The organism is Mesorhizobium sp. P2_A12 (genome assembly GCF_056405075.1).
This window is the reverse complement of record NZ_JBFUCU010000004.1, coordinates 503979-522727: the sequence shown is the minus strand read 5'-3', so window position 1 is coordinate 522727 and position 18749 is coordinate 503979. Positions and strand designations below refer to the sequence as shown.

Annotated in this window: 19 protein-coding genes, 1 tRNA gene and 1 pseudogene; 10 read left to right on the top strand and 11 right to left on the bottom strand. The window is 63.0% G+C overall.

The features are described from left to right. Nucleotides 1-170: 170 nt before the first annotated feature. Nucleotides 171-518 (top strand): hypothetical protein, encoded by a 348-nt coding sequence (locus tag AC1DZU_RS12885; RefSeq protein ID WP_477285086.1) that lies wholly within the window; start codon nucleotides 171-173, stop codon nucleotides 516-518. 37 nt (nucleotides 519-555) lie between these two features. Here the strand turns inward: AC1DZU_RS12885 and AC1DZU_RS12880 are convergent, their stop codons facing one another. Then, entirely contained in the window at nucleotides 556-792 is a 237-nt protein-coding gene (locus AC1DZU_RS12880; RefSeq protein ID WP_477285084.1) for a hypothetical protein, read from the bottom strand. A gap of 152 nt (nucleotides 793-944) precedes the next feature. Here AC1DZU_RS12880 and AC1DZU_RS12875 point away from each other — a divergent pair, with 152 nt between their 5' ends. Then, nucleotides 945-1160 carry a hypothetical protein gene (locus tag AC1DZU_RS12875; protein ID WP_477285082.1) on the top strand — a complete coding sequence of 72 codons (216 nt, stop codon included), beginning with the start codon at nucleotides 945-947 and terminating at the stop codon, nucleotides 1158-1160. A 62-nt stretch (nucleotides 1161-1222) separates the two neighbouring features. Here AC1DZU_RS12875 and AC1DZU_RS12870 read toward each other — a convergent pair whose 3' ends face one another. The 6 genes from AC1DZU_RS12870 to AC1DZU_RS12845 form a co-directional block, all read right to left on the bottom strand. Then, nucleotides 1223-1591, bottom strand: coding sequence for a hypothetical protein (locus AC1DZU_RS12870; protein ID WP_477285080.1), 369 nt, complete (start codon nucleotides 1589-1591; stop codon nucleotides 1223-1225). A gap of 350 nt (nucleotides 1592-1941) precedes the next feature. Continuing rightward, the gene (locus AC1DZU_RS12865; protein WP_477285078.1) at nucleotides 1942-2775 is read right to left on the bottom strand and encodes a glutathione S-transferase family protein; all 834 of its coding nucleotides are present in this window, start codon (nucleotides 2773-2775) and stop codon (nucleotides 1942-1944) included. A gap of 21 nt (nucleotides 2776-2796) precedes the next feature. After that, nucleotides 2797-3378, bottom strand: a complete 582-nt coding sequence (locus AC1DZU_RS12860) for a VOC family protein (RefSeq protein WP_477285076.1) — start codon at nucleotides 3376-3378, stop codon at nucleotides 2797-2799. Nucleotides 3379-3539: 161 nt separating this feature from the next. Beyond that, nucleotides 3540-3614 (bottom strand) — tRNA-Glu (locus AC1DZU_RS12855). Nucleotides 3615-3704: 90 nt separating this feature from the next. Further along, nucleotides 3705-4112, bottom strand: coding sequence for a VOC family protein (locus AC1DZU_RS12850; RefSeq protein ID WP_477285074.1), 408 nt, complete (start codon nucleotides 4110-4112; stop codon nucleotides 3705-3707). Nucleotides 4113-4161: 49 nt separating this feature from the next. Continuing rightward, a complete protein-coding gene (locus tag AC1DZU_RS12845; RefSeq protein WP_477285072.1) occupies nucleotides 4162-4545 on the bottom strand; it encodes a fimbrial protein in 384 nt (127 codons plus the stop codon). Nucleotides 4546-4571: 26 nt separating this feature from the next. Here AC1DZU_RS12845 and AC1DZU_RS12840 point away from each other — a divergent pair, with 26 nt between their 5' ends. Together AC1DZU_RS12840 and rpoH are read left to right on the top strand one after the other, a co-directional pair. After that, entirely contained in the window at nucleotides 4572-5627 is a 1056-nt protein-coding gene (locus tag AC1DZU_RS12840; protein WP_477285070.1) for an RluA family pseudouridine synthase, read from the top strand. 211 nt (nucleotides 5628-5838) lie between these two features. Next, nucleotides 5839-6750, top strand: coding sequence for an RNA polymerase sigma factor RpoH (gene rpoH / locus AC1DZU_RS12835; protein WP_184875790.1), 912 nt, complete (start codon nucleotides 5839-5841; stop codon nucleotides 6748-6750). Between the two features lie 180 nt (nucleotides 6751-6930). On the opposite strand, the gene AC1DZU_RS12830 is transcribed toward rpoH, so the two are convergent. The 4 genes from AC1DZU_RS12830 to AC1DZU_RS12815 form a co-directional block, all read right to left on the bottom strand. Then, the gene (locus tag AC1DZU_RS12830) at nucleotides 6931-7830 is read right to left on the bottom strand and encodes an MBL fold metallo-hydrolase (RefSeq protein ID WP_477285449.1); all 900 of its coding nucleotides are present in this window, start codon (nucleotides 7828-7830) and stop codon (nucleotides 6931-6933) included. Nucleotides 7831-8045: 215 nt separating this feature from the next. Then, on the bottom strand, nucleotides 8046-8705 hold the full coding sequence (locus AC1DZU_RS12825; RefSeq protein ID WP_477285068.1) for a peroxiredoxin: 660 nt from the start codon (nucleotides 8703-8705) through the stop codon (nucleotides 8046-8048). Between the two features lie 225 nt (nucleotides 8706-8930). Further along, the gene (locus AC1DZU_RS12820; RefSeq protein ID WP_095089345.1) at nucleotides 8931-9296 is read right to left on the bottom strand and encodes a cell division protein ZapA; all 366 of its coding nucleotides are present in this window, start codon (nucleotides 9294-9296) and stop codon (nucleotides 8931-8933) included. Nucleotides 9297-9314: 18 nt separating this feature from the next. Continuing rightward, nucleotides 9315-9587 (bottom strand): DUF4164 domain-containing protein, encoded by a 273-nt coding sequence (locus AC1DZU_RS12815; RefSeq protein WP_095089347.1) that lies wholly within the window; start codon nucleotides 9585-9587, stop codon nucleotides 9315-9317. Nucleotides 9588-9849: 262 nt separating this feature from the next. Here AC1DZU_RS12815 and tkt point away from each other — a divergent pair, with 262 nt between their 5' ends. From tkt to AC1DZU_RS12785, 6 genes and pseudogenes are all read left to right on the top strand, one after another. Then, nucleotides 9850-11841 (top strand): transketolase, encoded by a 1992-nt coding sequence (gene tkt / locus AC1DZU_RS12810; protein WP_477285065.1) that lies wholly within the window; start codon nucleotides 9850-9852, stop codon nucleotides 11839-11841. 211 nt (nucleotides 11842-12052) lie between these two features. After that, a complete protein-coding gene (gene gap, locus AC1DZU_RS12805; RefSeq protein ID WP_095089351.1) occupies nucleotides 12053-13063 on the top strand; it encodes a type I glyceraldehyde-3-phosphate dehydrogenase in 1011 nt (336 codons plus the stop codon). Nucleotides 13064-13281: 218 nt separating this feature from the next. Further along, entirely contained in the window at nucleotides 13282-15171 is a 1890-nt protein-coding gene (locus AC1DZU_RS12800) for a potassium/proton antiporter (protein ID WP_477285063.1), read from the top strand. A 144-nt stretch (nucleotides 15172-15315) separates the two neighbouring features. After that, nucleotides 15316-16512 (top strand): phosphoglycerate kinase, encoded by a 1197-nt coding sequence (locus AC1DZU_RS12795; protein WP_477285061.1) that lies wholly within the window; start codon nucleotides 15316-15318, stop codon nucleotides 16510-16512. 186 nt (nucleotides 16513-16698) lie between these two features. Next, a complete protein-coding gene (locus AC1DZU_RS12790) occupies nucleotides 16699-17724 on the top strand; it encodes a class I fructose-bisphosphate aldolase (RefSeq protein WP_477285059.1) in 1026 nt (341 codons plus the stop codon). 232 nt (nucleotides 17725-17956) lie between these two features. Next, nucleotides 17957-18698, top strand: a pseudogene (locus AC1DZU_RS12785) (DUF899 domain-containing protein). Nucleotides 18699-18749: the final 51 nt, after the last annotated feature.

Here is an 18749-nt window from a genome sequence, read left to right as displayed (position 1 = left end):
ACCAAGGCCGAACCCTCCCCCGCGGTTCGTCGCCGGAATGTGCCCGACAAGCATTAACGATCCGCTAACCTTAATGGGCGGTTAGATATTTCGGTCGACACGGCCTGCGTTGTTCCGCCGGCTTGTCGGCAGGATTGAAGCCGCTATATAAGCTTCAAGGGATATTGCGGATGGTTGGACGGATCTCGCCTTGCTTCATGGGGCTGATGCTGCTTTTCGGCAGCGGCTGCTCGCGCACCTATGATGGCACCGTGGTCATCCCGAGGCCGCTTGATGTCAGGCGTTTCTGGGATCGGCCACCACCGCGTGTCGAATACGAGCAGGTTGAAGACGGCGCCTTTCCGGTGGCGCCGCAGCCGCCGCAGCGATTTTCCGAGCGCAGAGTGGTGACCCATGCCCCGCCAAGACGGCACCGGACGAGGGTCTCGACACAGCCTTCCTCACCTGAACCGGCGAAGCTGCTGACGTGCAGAAACGTCAGTGAGCCCGGCAAGAGAGCTCGCATGGTCTGCGAATAGCGATCGATTGGCAAATGCCTGTCAGCAAGCTCTGCGTTCAGAGCGAGGCGGCGCCCTTTTTGGGTTCTTTCGCACCGAGCTTGTCGAGTGCAAGACGCACCTGACGCAAATCGTCCTGCCAGCCGTCATCGTCGCCCATCGGGCTCTCCGACGCAGCCCGCTGCAGCCCACGAGCCTCGGATTCGATCTCGCGCAGTTCAGCGATTTTCTGTTCGGTGGTCAGGGAGCCGTCTTCGACGATCTCCAGCACCCTCATTTCCCTGAACGTTGCCATGGCGTTTCTCCTGGCTGATGTCGATCACAACGCCGTGAGTGCCCCTCTGTTCCAACTGTCCCTGTGATCCAGACCATCCTTTATTTGTGTTTGAGCTTGAAACCTTTGCCTGGCCTTCAGCGTTGAATGGGCCAGGAGAGAGGAGAACGCAGATGTCGATCCACTTCACGGTTTCGGACCTGACAAGGAACCTGTTTCACTCGCTGGGGCTGGATCACGAGCGTGCACCAAGGCCCCTCAATGCCGAGCAAAGCCTGTTGCTGGAATGCTATCTGGCCGGCCAGGTTCCGGAATCGGCGTGGAACGACTACGTTTTCGAGACGCCTGATCTTGCCCGGCATGCCGAGGCGAGGCGCAGTCACCACTGAACCAGCATACGCCAAGAGCTGAGCGCACCGCCGTGGCAAGGCGGTTCCGGCTCGCTTGTCGGCTACTTGGGAGACGTGAACTGCAACGTGAACACGTTGCCCGCGACCCCTTGCGCCAGCTTCGACGAGAAGGTCAGGGGCAGGCAATTCTGCAAGGCCGTAGTCGCGGCATCAACAAATGACTTTTTCGCATTGGCGTCGCCATCCACCTTGATGGCTGTCGGCCTTGGGGGGCCGATCAGCGTGCCGTCCCGCTTGAAGCTGAAGCTCAAGGTAACGCTGGCAGTCCCGGCATCCGCCGGCGGCGTCCAGCATGCCTGGATCGCAGCCCCGACATCGCTCATGGTGTTGAGTTCAGCGGCATTTGAAGGATGAACGGCGCCTGCCAGCATCATCCCCGCAACCGCAGCCTGCCTCGCAACGCTTTTCATCGCCAGCCCTCGTCTCACTCCTGACCGGCAGTCCATGCCGACTGCCGAAATGGATGGTAGAGCCAACACCGGCAATGACAATATCTCTGGGCAAAAAGTTGACGCCGAAAATGCGACACCGCAAGCAATTCAGGAAAAGCGTAAAACGGGTTTTCCGTCTGGAATTGCGTCAAGATAGGACGTCACGCTGACAGCGTGCGAAAGCAAAAAGGCCGGCATTGCGCCGACCTTTCCTTCCACCTCGGCGCCAGTACATCCGTGGTCGCGGGGTGAATTATCGGCAGTAGACAGGGCTTTGGTTAACGAATCCTTAACCTCGGGCTCCCTTTAACCACAGGCCCCCTTTAACCTCAGGCCTTGGCTTGCGATCTCACATAGGCGATGTAGCCGCGCACGTCGCCGGCAGGCTCGGCGTACGCCTTGCCGAGCTTCTTCTCGATCGCCGCCATATACTCCTTGGCCCATTTGGGCAGAGGATAATCGACGACCGCCAGGAACTCGAGCGTCGCCGCCAGGCGGATGTCGGCGATCGACGGGTTCTTGCCGCCGATGAACGGCTTGCCGTCCCTGAAGAAACTGTGGAAGACCTCCAGCGGCTCGGCAATCGCGGCCATCGCGGCCTTCTGGGCTTCGGACTTCTTGTCGGGGTGGGCGTCGCTGTGGCCGACCTCGCCGGCATATTGCGGGAAGCCAAGGAACGGATAGGTGGCGCGCGCCACATACGGGTAGAGCGTACCGACCAGGTAGAACATGGCACTGTCGATCATCGCCCGCTTGGCCGGCGCCTTGGGATAGAACTTCTCCAGCCCGTGCTTGTTCGCCAGGTATTGCATGATGGCGCAGCTTTCCCACAACACGCCTCTGGGAAGGCCCTTGTCCTCGATCATCGGCGTCAAATGCGAGGGGTTTCGCGCCGTGAATTCCGGCGAGCGGGTATGGCCCCAGGCATCGGTCTCGTCGGCGCCCAGCCCGGCCGCGCGCGCGAACACCCGAACGGTCATGTTGTTGACGCTGGGCTTCAGCATGCTCAGCTTCACGGCAGGTTTCTTAGCCGGCTTCGCCTTGGCCTTCACTGCGGGCTTGGCAGCAGCCTTCACCGCCGGCTTTGCCGCCGCCTTCGCCGCCGGTTTTGCGGCTGCTTTGGCCGCGGGTTTCTTCGCACTCTTCGTCGCTGTCTTGGCCATTTGTTCCTCCCTCTGGTTTGTTCAGTATGGGTTCTTCGGCGCCCGGTCGTCCGACAAGGTTGCGCGCGAACGCTCGACGAGCGCCTGGATCGCATCGGCGAGATGCACTTCCGCAATGTTGTAGTCGCCGCGCGCGACACGCAGCCTGTGCGCTTCCATCAACACATCGGCATGGGTGAACCCCGCCGGCGGTTCGAAGCGGTAGGAGGCTAGCTCGATCAGCAGGCCAAGCGGATCCTCGAAATAGATCGAATCCATGAAGCCGCGATCCTTGACGCCGCTGTGCTTGATGCCGCGCTCGCCGAGCCGGCCAACCGCCTGCAGGAAGGTGACGCGCGACACCGAAAAAGCAATGTGGTGGACGCAACCCGGATCGGTCGGCGTGCGCCGCTTCTCCGGCGTGCGGCTCTCGTCGGTGAAGATGGTGATCAGCCGGCCGTCGCCCGGATCGAAATAGAGGTGGCTCTCTTTTGGCTTGTCGAGGTTGGGCTGCTCGAAGATGAATGGCATGCCGAGCACGCCTTCCCAGAAGTCGATCGAGGTCTGGCGCCCGGCGCCGACCAGCGTGATGTGATGCACGCCCTGCGATTGCAGTTTCTGCATTGGCCTTCCTCCCCGCGCGGCATCAACTGCCGGTCTGGATCCCCGGCATTCTGCGCGCCGCTCGAGCCGTGCCTCAGGATCCAAGCCGCAATGCTAATGCAATCGGCCCCGCTGCGCCAGAAGCGACGAGAGCAGGGAGATCGGATGATTGGTGGAGAGAGTGGTACGCCCAAGGGGAATCGAACCCCTGTTCCCGCCGTGAGAGGGCGGTGTCCTGACCGCTAGACGATGGGCGCGTTCAAGAACCGGCGATATAGGCTGACGGCTGGGAAAAAGCAACTGGGCTTCGCGGGCTTTGTCATATCGAGGAAAAGCCGGCCGCAAGCCTACCGTTTCGGCTCGATCAGGTCCCAGAGATTGCCATAGAGATCGGCGAAAACCGCCACCGTGCCATAGGGCTCGAAGCGCGGCGCTTCGCGAAATTCGACGCCCTTCTCCAGCATCGCCGCATGGTCGCGGGCAAAGTCGTCGGTTTCGAGAAACAGGAAGACACGGCCGCCGGTCTGGTTGCCGATGCTTTTCTCTTGTGCCTCGTCGGAAGCCTCGGCCAGCAGCAGCCTGGCGCCCTGCCCGTTGGCCGGCGCCACCGTGACCCAGCGCTTGCCGCCGCCGAGATCGACGTCCTCGACCAGCAGGAAACCCAGCCGCTCGACATACCAGGCAATCGCCTCGTCATAACTGGCGACGACCAGTGCCACGGTCGCGACGCGACGATGTTGGGCGAACCCGGTCATCCCTTAAGCCTTGCTCATTGTTGCCGACCGCTCTTTTGTTGCGGCCCGCTCATTTGTTGCGAATTGCAAAACGGCCGATCACCCGGCGCTCTGTCATGTCGTAGACGAAGATCGTGCGGCTGCCGTCGGCAAGCTCGGCGTCGATGGACACGCGGCTGCCGGACAGCGACTGGCTGACCACCTTGGCCCCGACCGGCAGTACGATGTCGCCGCTGACCGGCTCGCCGGCTGGCGCCTGGATGTCACCGGCCAGCGGCGGGTTCGCCGGCGGCGCGTTGCGCGCTTTGTAGACAAGGGCGCCGATCACCACCATAAGGGCAAGGAACAGCAGGCCGAGATTGATCCCGACGAAGCGGACGAGTTTCCTGCGCACCTTTTCGACCTCGGGGTCGAGCGGTTCCTCCTGATCTTCCTCGGCAATTGGGCTGGCCATGGCAAATAGTCCGGAACGGTTTTTCAATGAGCGCTCATAGCGAAGAGGCCCCTGAATTGATAGAGGACCAATTCATGGCGGCAGCCCCCACCGTGCTGGTGGCGGGCGCGGATGCGGCCGGTCAGCGCCTTGACCAGTGGCTGGCGGCCAGCCTTGGCCCGGACATGTCGCGCAGCCGCGTGCAGATGCTGATCAGGCAGGGCGCGGTCTCGATCGACGGCAAGCCCATCAGTGAGACCAACCGCAAGATGACGCCGGGCGAAAGCGTTTCGGTCGCCATGCCGGAGCCGGAACCGGCGGAGCCACAGGGCGAGAACATCGCGCTCGATGTGCTCTATGAGGATGACGAACTGATCGTCATCAACAAGCCGGCCGGCCTTGTCGTGCATCCCGGTGCCGGCAACTGGACCGGCACGCTGGTCAACGCGCTGATCCATCATTGCGGCGACAGCCTTTCCGGCATCGGCGGCGTGCGTCGTCCGGGCATCGTCCACCGCCTCGACAAGGAGACCAGCGGCGTCATGGTGGTCGCCAAGACCGACCGCGCCCACAAGTCGCTGTCGGAGGCCTTCGCCGATCACGGCCTGACCGGCGATCTCGAACGCGCCTATCTCGCGCTGGTCTGGGGCCTACCGCAGAGGCCGACGGGCACGGTCGACGCGCCGCTCGGCCGCGCCGCCGACCGCGTGCGCCGCGCCGTGGTGCCGGAAGGACGCGACGACGCCCGCCATGCCGTCACTCACTTTACCGTGCGGGAGCGCTTCGGCGTCGATCAGCAGGAGTTCGCCACGGCCAGCCTGGTCGAATGCCGGCTCGAGACCGGCCGCACCCACCAGATCCGCGTCCACATGGCGCATATCGGCCATCCGGTGATTGGCGACCCCGACTATGGCCAGGCCTTCCGCACCAAGGCCAACAGGCTGCCTGAACCGCTGAAAAGCCAGGTCAAGGCATTTTCCAGGCAAGCTTTGCATGCCTGGCTCCTTGCATTTCGCCACCCGACTACCCATCTACCGATGAGGTTCGAGGCGCCGATACCGAGGGACATGGAGGAACTCGCCGGCGGCTTCCGCAAGCTCTGAACCGGTCACCAACAAGCTTCAAGCTAACCATCAAAAAACCTGACTGGCATTGTTCACTTCAGCGTGACACACTGTTTCGTGTTGAACAAACGCCTGTCTTTTCTGGTTTTGTTCCTGTATATATCTGGTGTCGCGGGCGAGCCTTTTGGTGCTCGCGTCACATGCCCGCCGCGTTTCGGGGGCATCACTCCAATAGAGAGGGGGCGCTATCATGGCCCAGTCACTACCCAGTATCGTTTCCGGCGAAGGCGGCCTCAGCCGCTACCTGGAAGAAATCCGCCGCTTTCCCATGCTGCAGCCGCAGGAAGAGTACATGCTCGCCAAGCGTTATGCCGAGCATGAAGACACCTCCGCTGCGCACAAGCTCGTCACCAGCCACCTTCGGCTCGTCGCCAAGATCGCCATGGGCTATCGCGGCTACGGCCTGCCGATCGGCGAGGTGATCTCGGAAGGCAATGTCGGCCTGATGCAGGCCGTCAAGAAATTCGAACCGGAGCGCGGCTTCCGCCTCGCGACCTACGCCATGTGGTGGATCAAGGCCTCGATCCAGGAGTACATCCTGCGCTCGTGGAGCCTGGTCAAGATGGGCACGACCGCCAACCAGAAGCGCCTGTTCTTCAACCTGCGTAAGGTGAAGGGCAAGATCCAGGCGCTGGATGACGGCGATCTCAAGCCCGACCAGATCGCCGAGATCGCCACAAGGCTGAACGTTTCCGAAGCCGAAGTGGTGTCGATGAACCGCCGCCTGTCGGGCGACGCCTCGCTCAACGCCCCGATCCGGGCGAGCGAAGGTGAATCCGGCGAATGGCAGGATTGGCTCGTCGACGACCATGAAAGCCAGGAAGAGATGCTGATCGAGCAGGACGAGCTGGAAAACCGGCGCGGCATGCTGTCGGGCGCTCTTGCCGTGCTCAACGAGCGCGAGCGGCGCATCTTCGAGGCTCGTCGCCTCGCGGAGGAGCCGCTGACCCTGGAAGAGTTGTCGGCCGAGTTCGACATCAGCCGCGAGCGCGTGCGCCAGATCGAGGTGCGCGCCTTCGAGAAGGTGCAGGACGCGGTCAAGGCCGCCGCCAAGCGCCAGACGCAGGCGCTGCGCACCATCGAGGCACAGCCGGCGGCTTAAGGCCGGCAACAAAAATACAAAGGCGGCGTCAGGAAACTGACGCCGCCTTTTTTTGTAGCGCTGTCTAGAGCAATTCCAGGAAAAGTGTGAAACGGTTTTCCGTCCGGAATTGCGTCAAAACAAAGAGATAGAGCGGTTCGGCGTTTCCGTGAAACGGTGAACCGCTCTAGCGCCGTCAGGTCAAAGCGAGTCCAGCGGAAATTTCAGATACCGCCGGCCATTGGCTTCCGGGTCCGGCAGCCGTCCGCCATTCATGTTCACCTGCAGCGCATGCAGGATCAGCCTCGGCATCGGCAGCGTCCTGTCGCGGGTTTCACGCAGGGCGACGAAATCAGCCTCGGTGCGCGCGGCAACGAGGTGGATATTGCTGGCCTTCTGCATCGCGACCGTGCTTTCCCACAACGGCTCTCGTCCGCCGGGCTGATAGTCATGGCCGACGAAAACGCGCGTCTCGTCCGGCAACGCCAGGATGTCCTGGATCGAATGCCACAGCCGCGCTGCACTGCCGCCGGGAAAGTCCGCCCTTGCGGTGCCGCTGTCGGGCACGAACAGCGTATCGTGGACGAAGGCGGCATCGCCGATCACATAGGTAATCGAGGCCAGCGTGTGCCCGGGGGAGAACAGCACCGTGACCGGAAGGGTGCCGATCCGGAAGGTCTCGCCTTCCCCGAACAGTCTGTCCCACTGCGAACCGTCGGCGGGAAAATCCGGCCAGTTGTAGATCGCCTTCCACAGTTTCTGGACGTCGACGATCCTCTCGCCGATCGCCGTGGGCGCGCCGGTCTTCTGCTTCAGATAGTGCGCCGACGAGAAATGGTCGGCATGCGGATGGGTATCGAGGATCCACTCGACGCCCAGCCCCTGCTCGCTGACGAAGTCGAGCAGGGCATCGGCGCTCTTCGTCGCCGTGACGCCGGACCTCTCGTCGAAGTCGAGGATCGGATCGATGATGGCGCATCGTTTCGTCGCCGGGTCGGCGACGACATATTGGATTGCCCCGGTCGGCTTGTCATAGAAGCCGCTGACCTGCGGCCTGGCCAAAGCTAGGTCCAATTTCAGCTCCCCCAACCCTTGATGCATGTCGCCCAAAAGTGGCCCCGGCTTTGGGAGAACGACATGCATAACAACTCAGACCTCGGCGCGCCGTCTGAATCCATTCGGAACGACGCGCTTTGGTCGGCAGGAATGATTTTCTCTACCGGCACCCAAGGGGAGCATGGTTGCCCCCTCGCGTGACCCAGTCAAGTATCATTTCGCTCGCTGCGGCGAGAAAGCCAAAAACGGTTCCGAAGTGGTCAGACGGATGGCTGCTTGGTCTTCCTGAGATAGGGCAGGATGGTCTCGTAGGCGCCGAAACGCTTGATTGCATCCTCGTTGGAGACGGCGGCGGTGATGATGACATCCTCCCCCTGCTTCCAGTTCGCCGGCGTCGCCACCTGGTGTTTGGCGGTCAGCTGCATGGAATCGACCGCGCGCAGGATCTCGTCGAAGTTGCGGCCCGTGGTCATTGGGTAGGTGAGCGTCAGCTTGATCTTCTTGTCCGGCCCGATGACATAGACCGAGCGCACCGTGGCGTTGTCGGCGGGCGTGCGGCCCTCCGACGTCTCGCCGGCGCCGCCCGGCAGCATGTCATAGAGCTTGGCGACCTTGAGGTCCCTGTCGCCGATCAGCGGATACTTCACTGAATGGCCGGTCGCCGTCTTGATGTCGTCCTGCCATTTGCCGTGGCTTTCGACCGGATCGACCGAAATGCCGATGATCTTGACATTGCGCTTCTTGAACTCGCCTTCCAGCCCGGCCATCGTGCCAAGCTCGGTCGTGCAGACCGGGGTGAAATTCTTCGGGTGGCTGAAAAGGATCGCCCAGCCGTCACCGATCCATTCATGGAACTTGATCGTCCCTTGCGTGGTCTCGGCGGTGAAGTCCGGCGCGATGTCGTTGATACGAAGGCTCATGGCACATCTCCCCTGAAACAAATCCTGCCAGCAGAGAGGGCTACGGGCGGCAAACCATGCCGCCACCAAGGCGTCCCCACGCTCCGGCATTGCCGCATCTTAGCGCAAAAATCGTGGCCGCGAGATAATATGAAACTCTTGTCGGCGGCAGAACGAGCATTTTTGTGCTGCCGACGATAACGCCAGCGCATGCGAGCCTGGCGTGGGTAGGAACGCTCCGTGCCCTCAGGCCTTGTTGACCGCCAGCGTCTCCGTCAGATCTTCCATGCGCTGCGCCAATGCACCAAGCGCGTTGGTCAGCACGCTGTCGTTCTTGTCGGCTTTGGTCAGCGCATCGTCACGCGTCTTGCGCAAGGTCAGCACTTCGCTTTCCATGCCCTTGACGCGCTTCTGCAACTCCGAGAGCTCGTCCATCACCATGATGCCGGCCATGACGGTCAGCCGCTGGTCGCCGATCTCGCCAAATGAGTCCTTCAGATGCAAGACATAGCGGTCGAAGCGTTCCGCAAGATCGATCAGATGCTCTTCCTGGCCTTCGTCGCAGGCCATCCGATACTGCTTGCCGTCGATGGAAACCGTGACCTGTGCCATGAGCCTACCTGTCCAGCCCTATCTGTCCAACACAGCGCGGATGGTTTCCATGGCGGTCACCAGCCGTCGCGACACTTCCTTGTTGGCGTCTTCCAGCCTTTCGGCGCGCGCTTCGGAATTGTCGAGTTCTTGCGCCAGCCGAGATCGGTCGGCGTTCATCCGCTGCACCTCGGCCTCGGCTTCCGAGTAATCGCGTTCATGCTCGAGCTTGGCCGCGACGGCATTTTCCAGCCCCTCGATGGCCTTACCCAGCCTGGAGATGACTTCCTTGAGCGTGGTTTCGCCGGTCATGGCCTTCGTCCTGTGCCCTGCCCATCACCGAATCGTTCGCGTTCAGAACGCGTTATCCGCGAAACATTAGGCACCGGGTGAAGGCAACGTCAACAAAGCTCTCGCGACTGTCCCCTGCTAACGCTAATGTAGGCCCGCCGCCGGCATCACAACGCCGGCAAATACGCACCGATTTGTTGACTAAAAGCCCGCGCCTGCTATGTGTCGCGCACCCTTTTCCAGGGCTCTCCCCAGCCCCCAAACCCCCATTTCTGGAGGAACCATGACGTCGCGTGAACAACATGACCGGATGGCCAATGCGATCCGTTTTCTCTCCATGGACGCCGTCGAGAAGGCTCAGTCCGGCCATCCCGGCCTGCCGATGGGCTGCGCCGACATCGCCACGGTGCTGTTCACGCGCTTCCTGAAATATGATCCCAAGGCCCCGCACTGGCCCGACCGCGACCGCTTCATCCTGTCGGCCGGTCACGGCTCGATGCTGCTCTATTCGCTGCTGCATCTGACCGGCTATGAAGACATGACCATCGACCAGATAAAGCATTTCCGCCAGCTAGGCTCGAAGACCGCCGGCCACCCTGAATACGGTCACGCCACCGGCATCGAGACGACGACCGGCCCGCTTGGCCAGGGCCTCGCCAATTCGGTTGGCTTCGCGCTCGGCGAGCGCATCATGAACGCCGCCTTCGGCAACGACCTCGTCAATCACTACACCTACGTGCTGGCCGGCGACGGCTGCCTGATGGAAGGCGTCAGCCAGGAGGCCATCGCGCTTGCCGGGCACCTCAAGCTCAACAAGCTGATCGTCTTCTGGGACAACAACAACATCTCGATCGATGGCCCGGTGTCGCTCGCCGACAACACCGACCAGGTTGCCCGCTTCCAGGCGTCCGGCTGGAACGCCAGCCACATCGACGGCACGGATCCGGAAGCGATCGCCTATGCCATCGAAGCCGCCCGCCATTCCGACAAGCCGACGATGATCGCCTGCAAGACGACCATCGGCTTCGGCGCGCCGACCAAGGCCGGCACCAACAAGGCGCACGGCTCGCCGCTCGGCGCCGACGAGATTGCCGGGGCGCGGAAGTTCTTCAACTGGGATTCGCCGCCCTTCGAGATTCCGGCCGATATCCTCGACGCCTGGCGCACCGCCGGCCAGGCCGGCGTCAAGGCACGCACCGACTGGGAAGGCCGCCTTGCCAAGGCCGAAGCCAAGCTGAAGGCTGAGTTCGAGCGCCGCATCGCCGGCAAGCTGCCGTCCAACTTCGACGCCGTCATTGCCGACTACAAGCAGAAGCTCTCGGCCGACAAGCCGAAGGTCGCCACCCGCAAATCGTCCGAGATGGCGCTGGAGGTCATCAACGGCGCCGTACCCGAGACCATCGGCGGCTCCGCCGACCTGACCGGTTCCAACAACACCAAGACCAGCCAGACCAAGAACATCACGCCGGACGACTATGGCCAGCGCTATGTCCATTACGGCATCCGCGAGCATGGTATGGCTGCCGCACTCAACGGCTTGACGCTGCATGGCGGCCTGATCGCCTATGGCGGCACCTTCATGTGTTTCTCCGACTATGCCCGTCCGTCGATGCGGCTGGCCTCGCTGATGGGCATCCGTTCGATCTTCGTGATGACCCATGATTCCATCGGTCTGGGCGAAGACGGCCCGACCCACCAGCCGGTCGAGCATCTGGCGGCACTGCGCGCCATTCCCAACCACAATGTCTTCCGTCCGGCCGATGCGGTGGAAACCGCCGAATGCTGGCAGATCGCTCTCGAGTCGGAAAAGACGCCTTCGACCTTGGCACTGACCCGCCAGAACCTGCCGACGGTACGCACCGAATTCTCGGCCAAGAACCTGAGCAGCCAGGGCGGCTACGAACTGGCCGCATCCAGCGGCGAGGCCGCGGTGACGATCTTCGCCAGCGGCTCCGAGGTCGAGATCGCGCTTGCCGCCCGCGAGTTGCTGGAAAAGCATGGTCATCCGACCCGCGTCGTGTCGATGCCTTGCTTCGAATTGTTCGACAAGCAGAGCGACGACTACCGCAAGAAGACGATCGGCAACGCGCCGATCAAGATGGCGATCGAGGCCGGCATCCGCCAGGGCTGGGACCATCTCATCGGCTCCGACGGCATCTTCATCGGCATGACCGGCTTCGGCGCCAGCGGCACCATCGAACAGCTTTATCCGCATTTCGGCATCACCGCCGATGCAGCCGCCAAGGCAGCGGAAGCCCGCTTGCACGGCAAGTAAGGTCTTGCATGTCGCCCAAAAGCGCATCGTGGTTTTGGGACAACGACATGTCGAAGCAACAATGCCCCGGCGAAACCGCACGAAGCGATTTCACCGGACTGGCCCAACCTAATCGATTTAAATCCATGTCGCTGCGGCTGGATTCTTTCCGCATCCGCCGCTATGAAGCTGCGGACCCATCGTCTGCCCTCCAGCTCCCCGGGAGAGAAAAATGACCGTCAGAGTTGCCATCAACGGATTCGGCCGCATCGGCCGCAACATCCTGCGCGCCATCCATGAATCAGGCCGCAAGGACATCGACGTCGTCGCGGTCAACGACCTCGGCCCGGTCGAGACCAATGCCCATCTCCTTCGCTTCGACAGCGTGCATGGCCGCTTCCCGCACGAAGTCTCGGTCTCCGGCGACCAGATCACCGTCGGCAAGGAAAAGTTCAAGGTCACCGCGATCAAGGATCCGACCCAGCTGCCGTGGAAGGAACTGGGCGTCGACATCGCGCTCGAATGCACCGGCATCTTCACCGCCCGCGACAAGGCCGCCGCGCACCTGACCGCCGGCGCCAAGCGCGTGCTGGTCTCCGCGCCCGCCGAAGGCGCCGACCTCACCGTCGTCTACGGCATCAACCACGACAAGCTGACCAAGGACCACATCGTCATCTCGAACGCATCGTGCACCACCAACTGCCTGGCGCCGCTGGCTGCCGTGCTGCACGAGACGGTCGGCATCGAAAAGGGCATGATGACGACGATCCATTCCTACACCGGCGACCAGCCGACGCTGGACACCATGCACAAGGATCTCTACCGCGCCCGCGCCGCCGCTTTGTCGCAGATCCCGACCTCGACCGGTGCCGCCAAGGCGATCGGTCTCGTCCTGCCTGACCTCAAGGGCAAGCTCGACGGCATCTCGATCCGCGTGCCGACCCCGAACGTCTCGGTCGTCGATTTCAAGTTCATCGCCAAGCGGCCGACCACCGTCCAGGAGATCAACGATGCGGTCATCGCTGCGTCCAACGGCAAGCTGAAGGGCATTCTCGGCGTCACCCATCACCCGAACGTCTCGATCGACTTCAACCACGATCCGCGCTCCTCGATCATGGCGCTCGACCAGACCAAGGTCATGGACGGCAACTTCGTGTCGGTGCTGTCCTGGTACGACAATGAATGGGGCTTCTCCAACCGCATGGCCGACACGGCGGTCGCCTTCAGCAAGACCATCGCCTGATCGCAACGCTTTCTCTTCGAGACCTGGAACGCCCGGCTTTGTCCGGGCGTTTTTCATGCGAGCGCCGTGCGCCTTCTCAAATTGTGCCCTGAGCGCCAAAGCGTTCGAAAATCAGCGGCATAGGGCAAAAAACCACCCCGCCGCCTTGCACTGGTCACGTCTTCGCCCCACTCTGCCGTAAACCAGGAGACAGACGAATTTGAGGGGCTGATTTCAGGATGGAGCATGCGATCTATCTCGTCACGCTGGTCGGCACAGCACTCGTCGTCGCCGCCGCGTTTTCGAGCCTGATCGCCTTTCGCTTCGGCGCCCCGCTGCTGCTGCTGTTTCTCTGCATTGGATTGGCCAGCGGAACAGACGGCCTCGGCATCCAGTTCGATAACGCCCGCATCGCCTATTTTGCCGGCTCACTGGCGCTGGCCGTCATCCTGTTCGATTCCGGTTTTGGAACGCCGCTCAACGCCTTGCGGCAGGCGGCGGGTCCGGCGCTGTCGCTGGCGACCTTCGGCGTCCTCCTCACCACCGGCCTGTTTGGCGCCGCCGCCCACTACCTGCTCGACCTCACCTGGCTCGAATCCTTCCTGCTCGGCGCCGCCGTCGCCTCCACCGATGCCGCGGCGGTGTTCTTCCTGCTGCGCGCCGGCGAGATCAATCTGCGTGAGCGCGTGCGCGCCACGCTCGAGGTGGAATCCGGCACCAACGACCCGATCGCCATCTTCCTGACCATCACGCTGGTCGAGATCATCGCCGCCCACGCCAACCCCGAAGCCAATGCCCTGCTCACCAGTCTGGCCCTCGGCTTCCTGCTCAACATGGGCCTCGGCGCCGTCGTCGGCGCGCTCGGTGGCCTCGCCATCGTGCGCCTCGTCGACCGGCTCAATCTCGACCACGGCCTGCTGCCGATCTTCGTGCTGACCCTGTCGCTGATGATCTTTGCCGCCGCCGGCGCCATCGGCGGCTCGGGCTTCCTGGCGGTCTATATTGCCGGCCTGATCGCCGGTAATTCCGACATCCGCGCCGTCACCATTCTGAAACGCTTCCAGGACGGCATGTCGTGGCTGGCGCAGATCATCATGTTCCTGATCCTCGGCCTGTTCGCGACGCCGTCGCAATTTCCGGCGATCATGGTGCCAGCGGCAGCGCTCGGCCTGTTCCTGATGTTTGTCGCCCGCCCGATCGCGGTCTGGCTCTGCCTGATCCCGTTCCGCTTGCCGCGCCCCGAAGTCGCCTTCGTCTCCTGGGTCGGCCTGCGTGGCGCGGTGTCGATCCTGCTCGCCATCACCCCGCTGCTCGGCGGGTTGGAAAACGGCCGTATCATCTTCAACACCGCCTTCATCATTGTGCTGGTCTCGCTGGTCATCCAGGGCTGGACGGTCGGGCCGCTGGCGCGCCGCCTCGGCCTGATCGTGCCGGCGCGCCTCGGCCCGCTGGACAAGGTCGAGTTGGAACTGCCGGGCTCGGCCCATCACGAGCTTCTTGCCTATCGCGTGGCACACGGCAGTCCGGTGGCGCGCGGCGAACGCATTCCGCGCTGGGCACGACCCTCGCTGGTGCTGCGCGACGGGCGCTCGATGCGCTTCCAGGACATGGGCAGGCTCGCCGCCGGCGACCAAGTCTATATCTTCGTACCGGATCGCTATCCGCGCCTGCTCGACAAGCTGTTCGCCAGCCGCGCCGTGGTCGATCCCGAGGATGCGGATTTCTTCGGCGCCTTCGCCGTGGACCCGGCGCGCTCCGCTGCCGAACTGGAAGCCGCCTATGCGCCCGGCCTGACCGAAGCGGAGCAAAAGCTCACCGTAGGCGCGCTGGTCACGGCGCGGCTCGGCGGCCATGCCGAATATGCCGACCGCGTGCTGCTCGGTCCGATCGAGCTGATCGTCCGCGACGTCGACGACAAGGGCAAGATCATGGGCCTGGGCCTCTCCTTCGAGCCGACCGCGCCGGTGGCGCGGGTGCCGGTTTTCCTGAGCGCCGGCGAAATCGGCGACCGTCTCTCTGCCTTTATCCGCAACTGGCGCAAACCGACCGAAACGCAATTGGCCGAGGCTCGGGCGGACGAGAAACCGGCGCCGGAACCGGCGGCGGAAAAGGCAGCGACCGAGAGCTGACACGACGATCGCCGTGCTGCCCCTGATCCCCCTGAAGGTACAGCCCTGGTACCGACTTCAAAATTTCGTATCGAAGCAAGCCTAAGCCTTGCATCATCGTTGGCGCGGGGTATGGTCCCCCGATTTTTCGCGAAAGGAACCTGCATGGCCGCCCTCAAGACCCTCGACGACATCGGCAACATCAGCGGCAAGCGCGTGCTGGTGCGCGTCGACCTCAACGTGCCTGTCGCCGACGGCAAGGTAACAGACGCCACCCGCATCGAACGCATTGCGCCGACCATCGCCGAGCTCTCCGGCAAGGGCGCCAAGGTGATCCTGCTCGCGCATTTCGGCCGCCCCAAGGATGGCCCCTCGCCGGAATTTTCGCTGGAGCCAATCGCCAGGGCGACCGCCGATGTGCTTGGCCGTCCCGTCGGCTTCGCCAGCGATTGCGTCGGCGACACGGCGGGAAGCGCCATAGCCGCCATGGACAAGGGCGACGTGCTGCTGCTCGAAAACACCCGCTTCTACAAGGCCGAGGAAGAGAACGATCCGGCCTTCACCGAAAGGCTCGCCGCCTGTGGCGACATCTTCGTCAACGACGCCTTTTCCGCGGCGCACCGCGCCCACGCCTCGACCGAGGGGCTGGCGCGTCTGTTGCCGGCCTTCGCCGGCCGCACCATGCAGGCTGAGCTCGAGGCGCTGGAGAGGGGTCTCGGAAATCCGGTCCGTCCGGTGGTTGCCATTGTCGGCGGTGCCAAGGTCTCGACCAAGATCGACCTGTTGATGAATCTGGTGAAGAAGGTCGACGCGCTGGTCATCGGCGGCGGCATGGCCAACACGTTCCTTGCCGCGCGCGGCACCGATGTCGGCAAATCGCTGTGCGAGCATGATCTCGCCAGCACTGCCAAGCAGATCATGATCGAAGCGGCCGAGGCCGGCTGCGCCATCATCCTGCCGGTCGACGGTGTCGTCGCGAAGGAATTCAAGGCCGGTGCGGCCTGCGAGACCGTCGCCATCTCGGATGTGCCGGCCGACGGCATGATCCTCGATGTCGGCGCCAAAACCGTGACGACCATTGGCGAATGGATCGACCGCGCCGCAACGCTGGTCTGGAATGGCCCGCTCGGCGCTTTCGAGATCGCGCCCTTCGACCATGCGACGGTGGCGGCGGCGAAGCACGCGGCGGCGCGCACCAAGGCCGGCAAGCTGGTCTCGGTCGCCGGCGGCGGCGACACGGTGGCGGCGCTCAACCATGCCGGCGTCGCCGACGACTTCACCTATGTCTCGACCGCCGGCGGCGCTTTCCTGGAATGGATGGAAGGCAAGCCGCTGCCCGGCGTCGACGTGCTGAAGCACTAATTTATTCTTCAGCCAGCCGGAAACGCCTGGCGCCGCGGAAATGCGGCTAAACCGAACGCCTCGATCAACACAAAGAGAGCGGGCAAGGGCTCTCAAGACTTTCAATCGATTCGAGCTTTCCGATGCCATTCCTTTGGCGGTAGACTTCCGTTAAGCGCGGAAGACAACCGTTTCAGGAGAAGCAGAATGAGCGAACGTCTCGAAGACATTGCCGCCGCGATCGTGGCCGATGGCAAGGGCCTGCTGGCCGCCGACGAAAGTTCCGGCACCATCAAGAAGCGCTTCGACGTCATCGGCGTCGAATCGACCGCCGACAGCCGCCGCGACTACCGCGAGATGATGTTCCGCGCCAGGGAGGCGATGACCCGGTATATTTCCGGCGTCATCCTCTACGACGAGACGATCCGCCAGAAGGCCGCCGACGGCACGCCGCTGGTCGATATCATCAAGGCGGCCGGCGCCATCCCCGGCATCAAGGTCGATGCCGGCGCCAAGCCTCTGGCCGGTTTCCCCGGCGACACCGTCACCGAGGGCCTCGATGGCCTGCGTGAGCGCCTTGCCGACTACTACAAGCTCGGCGCCCGCTTCGCCAAATGGCGCGCGGTGATCGACATCGACACCGGCAAGGGCGTGCCTTCGGCCAATTCGATTAGCTCGAACGCCCATGCGCTCGCCCGCTATGCAGCACTTTGCCAGGAAGCCGGCATCGTGCCGATCGTGGAGCCGGAAGTGCTGATGGACGGCGCCCACGACATCGAGACCTGCTATGCGATTTCGAAGGCGACGCTGATCAAGCTCTATGACGAGCTCCATGCGGCACGCGTCGTGTTGGAGGGCACCATCCTGAAGCCCAATATGGTGCTGGCCGGCAGGAAATCGGGCAAGGTGAGCAGCCCGGAAGAAGTCGCGGAAAAGACCATAAAACTGTTCCGCGAGACTGTGCCGGCGGCGGTGCCTGGCATCGCCTTCCTCTCCGGCGGCCAGGAGGACGAGGAAGCGACCGCCAACCTCAACGCCATCAACGCCATCGGGCCGCACCCGTGGAAGCTGACCTTCTCCTATGGCCGCGCGCTGCAGGCCGCGCCACAGAAAGCCTGGAGCGGCAAGGCCTCGAACGTCGCGGCCGGCCAGGCCGCTTTCACCCACCGTGCCCACATGAACCATCTGGCCGCACTTGGGAAATGGAAGGCGAGCCTGGAGCAGGCCGCCTGATCGGGGCTTTTTCTGTCTTCCTTCGAACCCGGGCCGCTGCGCCCGGGTTTTTTGTTTGTGGCTTGCCTGGGCTTGGGACGGCGCGCCTGCATCCCTACTTCCTCTCCGGCGCTGGAGCGTGATCCCGAAACTGGAATCCGGTTTCGCAAGATCATGCTCAAAAACATCCAACCGGCGATGTCGGTTTTCGCCCGTCCCGAACGTCCTTGGGATGACAGACAGGGAGAGGTTCATGCATCGCAACAAGGTCGTTTCGCGCGAAGACTGGTTCCAGGCGCACAAGGCGCATCTGGCGCGCGAGAAACAACTCACGAAGCTTCGCGAGCGCGTCGCCGCCGAACGGCGTGAACTGCCCTGGCTGAAGATCCGCAAGGATTATGTCTTCGAGACCGGGCAAGGGCCGAAGAAACTGGCGGACTTGTTTGCCGGCAACAGCCAGTTGATCGTCTACCACTTCATGTTCGGGCCGGGGTGCAACCATCATTGCGAGGGCTGCTCGTTCCTTGCCGACCATATCGACGGCGCCAACCAGCACCTCAGGCATCACGACGTGTCGCTGGTCGTGATCTCGCGGGCGCCGCTGGCCGAATTGCTGCCCTACAAGCAGCGCATGGGCTGGAGGTTCGACTGGGTGTCGTCCTATGCCTCGGATTTCAACTTCGACATGCAGGTCTCCTTCACCGACAAGCAGATCGCGGCTGGCGACACCACTTACAATTTCGAGACCGTTCCCCCGGACGTCGAAGGAGCTTCCCGGCACCAGCGTTTTCTACCGAGACGAGAACGGCGACATCTTTCTCACCTTCGTGTCGCGCGCCCGCGGCGGCGAGGCGCTGATCGGCACATATGATTATCTCGACATGACGCCGAAGGGCCGCAACGAAACTGGTCCCTATCATGGTCTGATGGATTGGGTGCGGCTGCATGATGAATACGGTGACCGGTCGGGTGCGCAGGAGACCTGTTGCGATTAGCGCGACAGGCAACCGATCGTTCACCTCAGGCGCAACATGCGCTAAAGGATC

Excerpts from the sequence above, each read along its gene's own strand:
- AC1DZU_RS12885 (WP_477285086.1), top strand. The coding sequence starts at position 171 with ATGGTTGGACGGATCTCGCCTTGCTTCATGGGGCTGATGCTGCTTTTC.
- AC1DZU_RS12880 (WP_477285084.1), bottom strand. The coding sequence starts at position 792 with ATGGCAACGTTCAGGGAAATGAGGGTGCTGGAGATCGTCGAAGACGGC.
- AC1DZU_RS12875 (WP_477285082.1), top strand. The coding sequence starts at position 945 with ATGTCGATCCACTTCACGGTTTCGGACCTGACAAGGAACCTGTTTCAC.
- AC1DZU_RS12870 (WP_477285080.1), bottom strand. The coding sequence starts at position 1,591 with ATGAAAAGCGTTGCGAGGCAGGCTGCGGTTGCGGGGATGATGCTGGCA.
- AC1DZU_RS12865 (WP_477285078.1), bottom strand. The coding sequence starts at position 2,775 with ATGGCCAAGACAGCGACGAAGAGTGCGAAGAAACCCGCGGCCAAAGCA.
- AC1DZU_RS12860 (WP_477285076.1), bottom strand. The coding sequence starts at position 3,378 with ATGCAGAAACTGCAATCGCAGGGCGTGCATCACATCACGCTGGTCGGC.
- AC1DZU_RS12850 (WP_477285074.1), bottom strand. The coding sequence starts at position 4,112 with ATGACCGGGTTCGCCCAACATCGTCGCGTCGCGACCGTGGCACTGGTC.
- AC1DZU_RS12845 (WP_477285072.1), bottom strand. The coding sequence starts at position 4,545 with ATGGCCAGCCCAATTGCCGAGGAAGATCAGGAGGAACCGCTCGACCCC.
- AC1DZU_RS12840 (WP_477285070.1), top strand. The coding sequence starts at position 4,572 with ATGAGCGCTCATAGCGAAGAGGCCCCTGAATTGATAGAGGACCAATTC.
- rpoH (WP_184875790.1), top strand. The coding sequence starts at position 5,839 with ATGGCCCAGTCACTACCCAGTATCGTTTCCGGCGAAGGCGGCCTCAGC.
- AC1DZU_RS12830 (WP_477285449.1), bottom strand. The coding sequence starts at position 7,830 with ATGCATCAAGGGTTGGGGGAGCTGAAATTGGACCTAGCTTTGGCCAGG.
- AC1DZU_RS12825 (WP_477285068.1), bottom strand. The coding sequence starts at position 8,705 with ATGAGCCTTCGTATCAACGACATCGCGCCGGACTTCACCGCCGAGACC.
- AC1DZU_RS12820 (WP_095089345.1), bottom strand. The coding sequence starts at position 9,296 with ATGGCACAGGTCACGGTTTCCATCGACGGCAAGCAGTATCGGATGGCC.
- AC1DZU_RS12815 (WP_095089347.1), bottom strand. The coding sequence starts at position 9,587 with ATGACCGGCGAAACCACGCTCAAGGAAGTCATCTCCAGGCTGGGTAAG.
- tkt (WP_477285065.1), top strand. The coding sequence starts at position 9,850 with ATGACGTCGCGTGAACAACATGACCGGATGGCCAATGCGATCCGTTTT.
- gap (WP_095089351.1), top strand. The coding sequence starts at position 12,053 with ATGACCGTCAGAGTTGCCATCAACGGATTCGGCCGCATCGGCCGCAAC.
- AC1DZU_RS12800 (WP_477285063.1), top strand. The coding sequence starts at position 13,282 with ATGGAGCATGCGATCTATCTCGTCACGCTGGTCGGCACAGCACTCGTC.
- AC1DZU_RS12795 (WP_477285061.1), top strand. The coding sequence starts at position 15,316 with ATGGCCGCCCTCAAGACCCTCGACGACATCGGCAACATCAGCGGCAAG.
- AC1DZU_RS12790 (WP_477285059.1), top strand. The coding sequence starts at position 16,699 with ATGAGCGAACGTCTCGAAGACATTGCCGCCGCGATCGTGGCCGATGGC.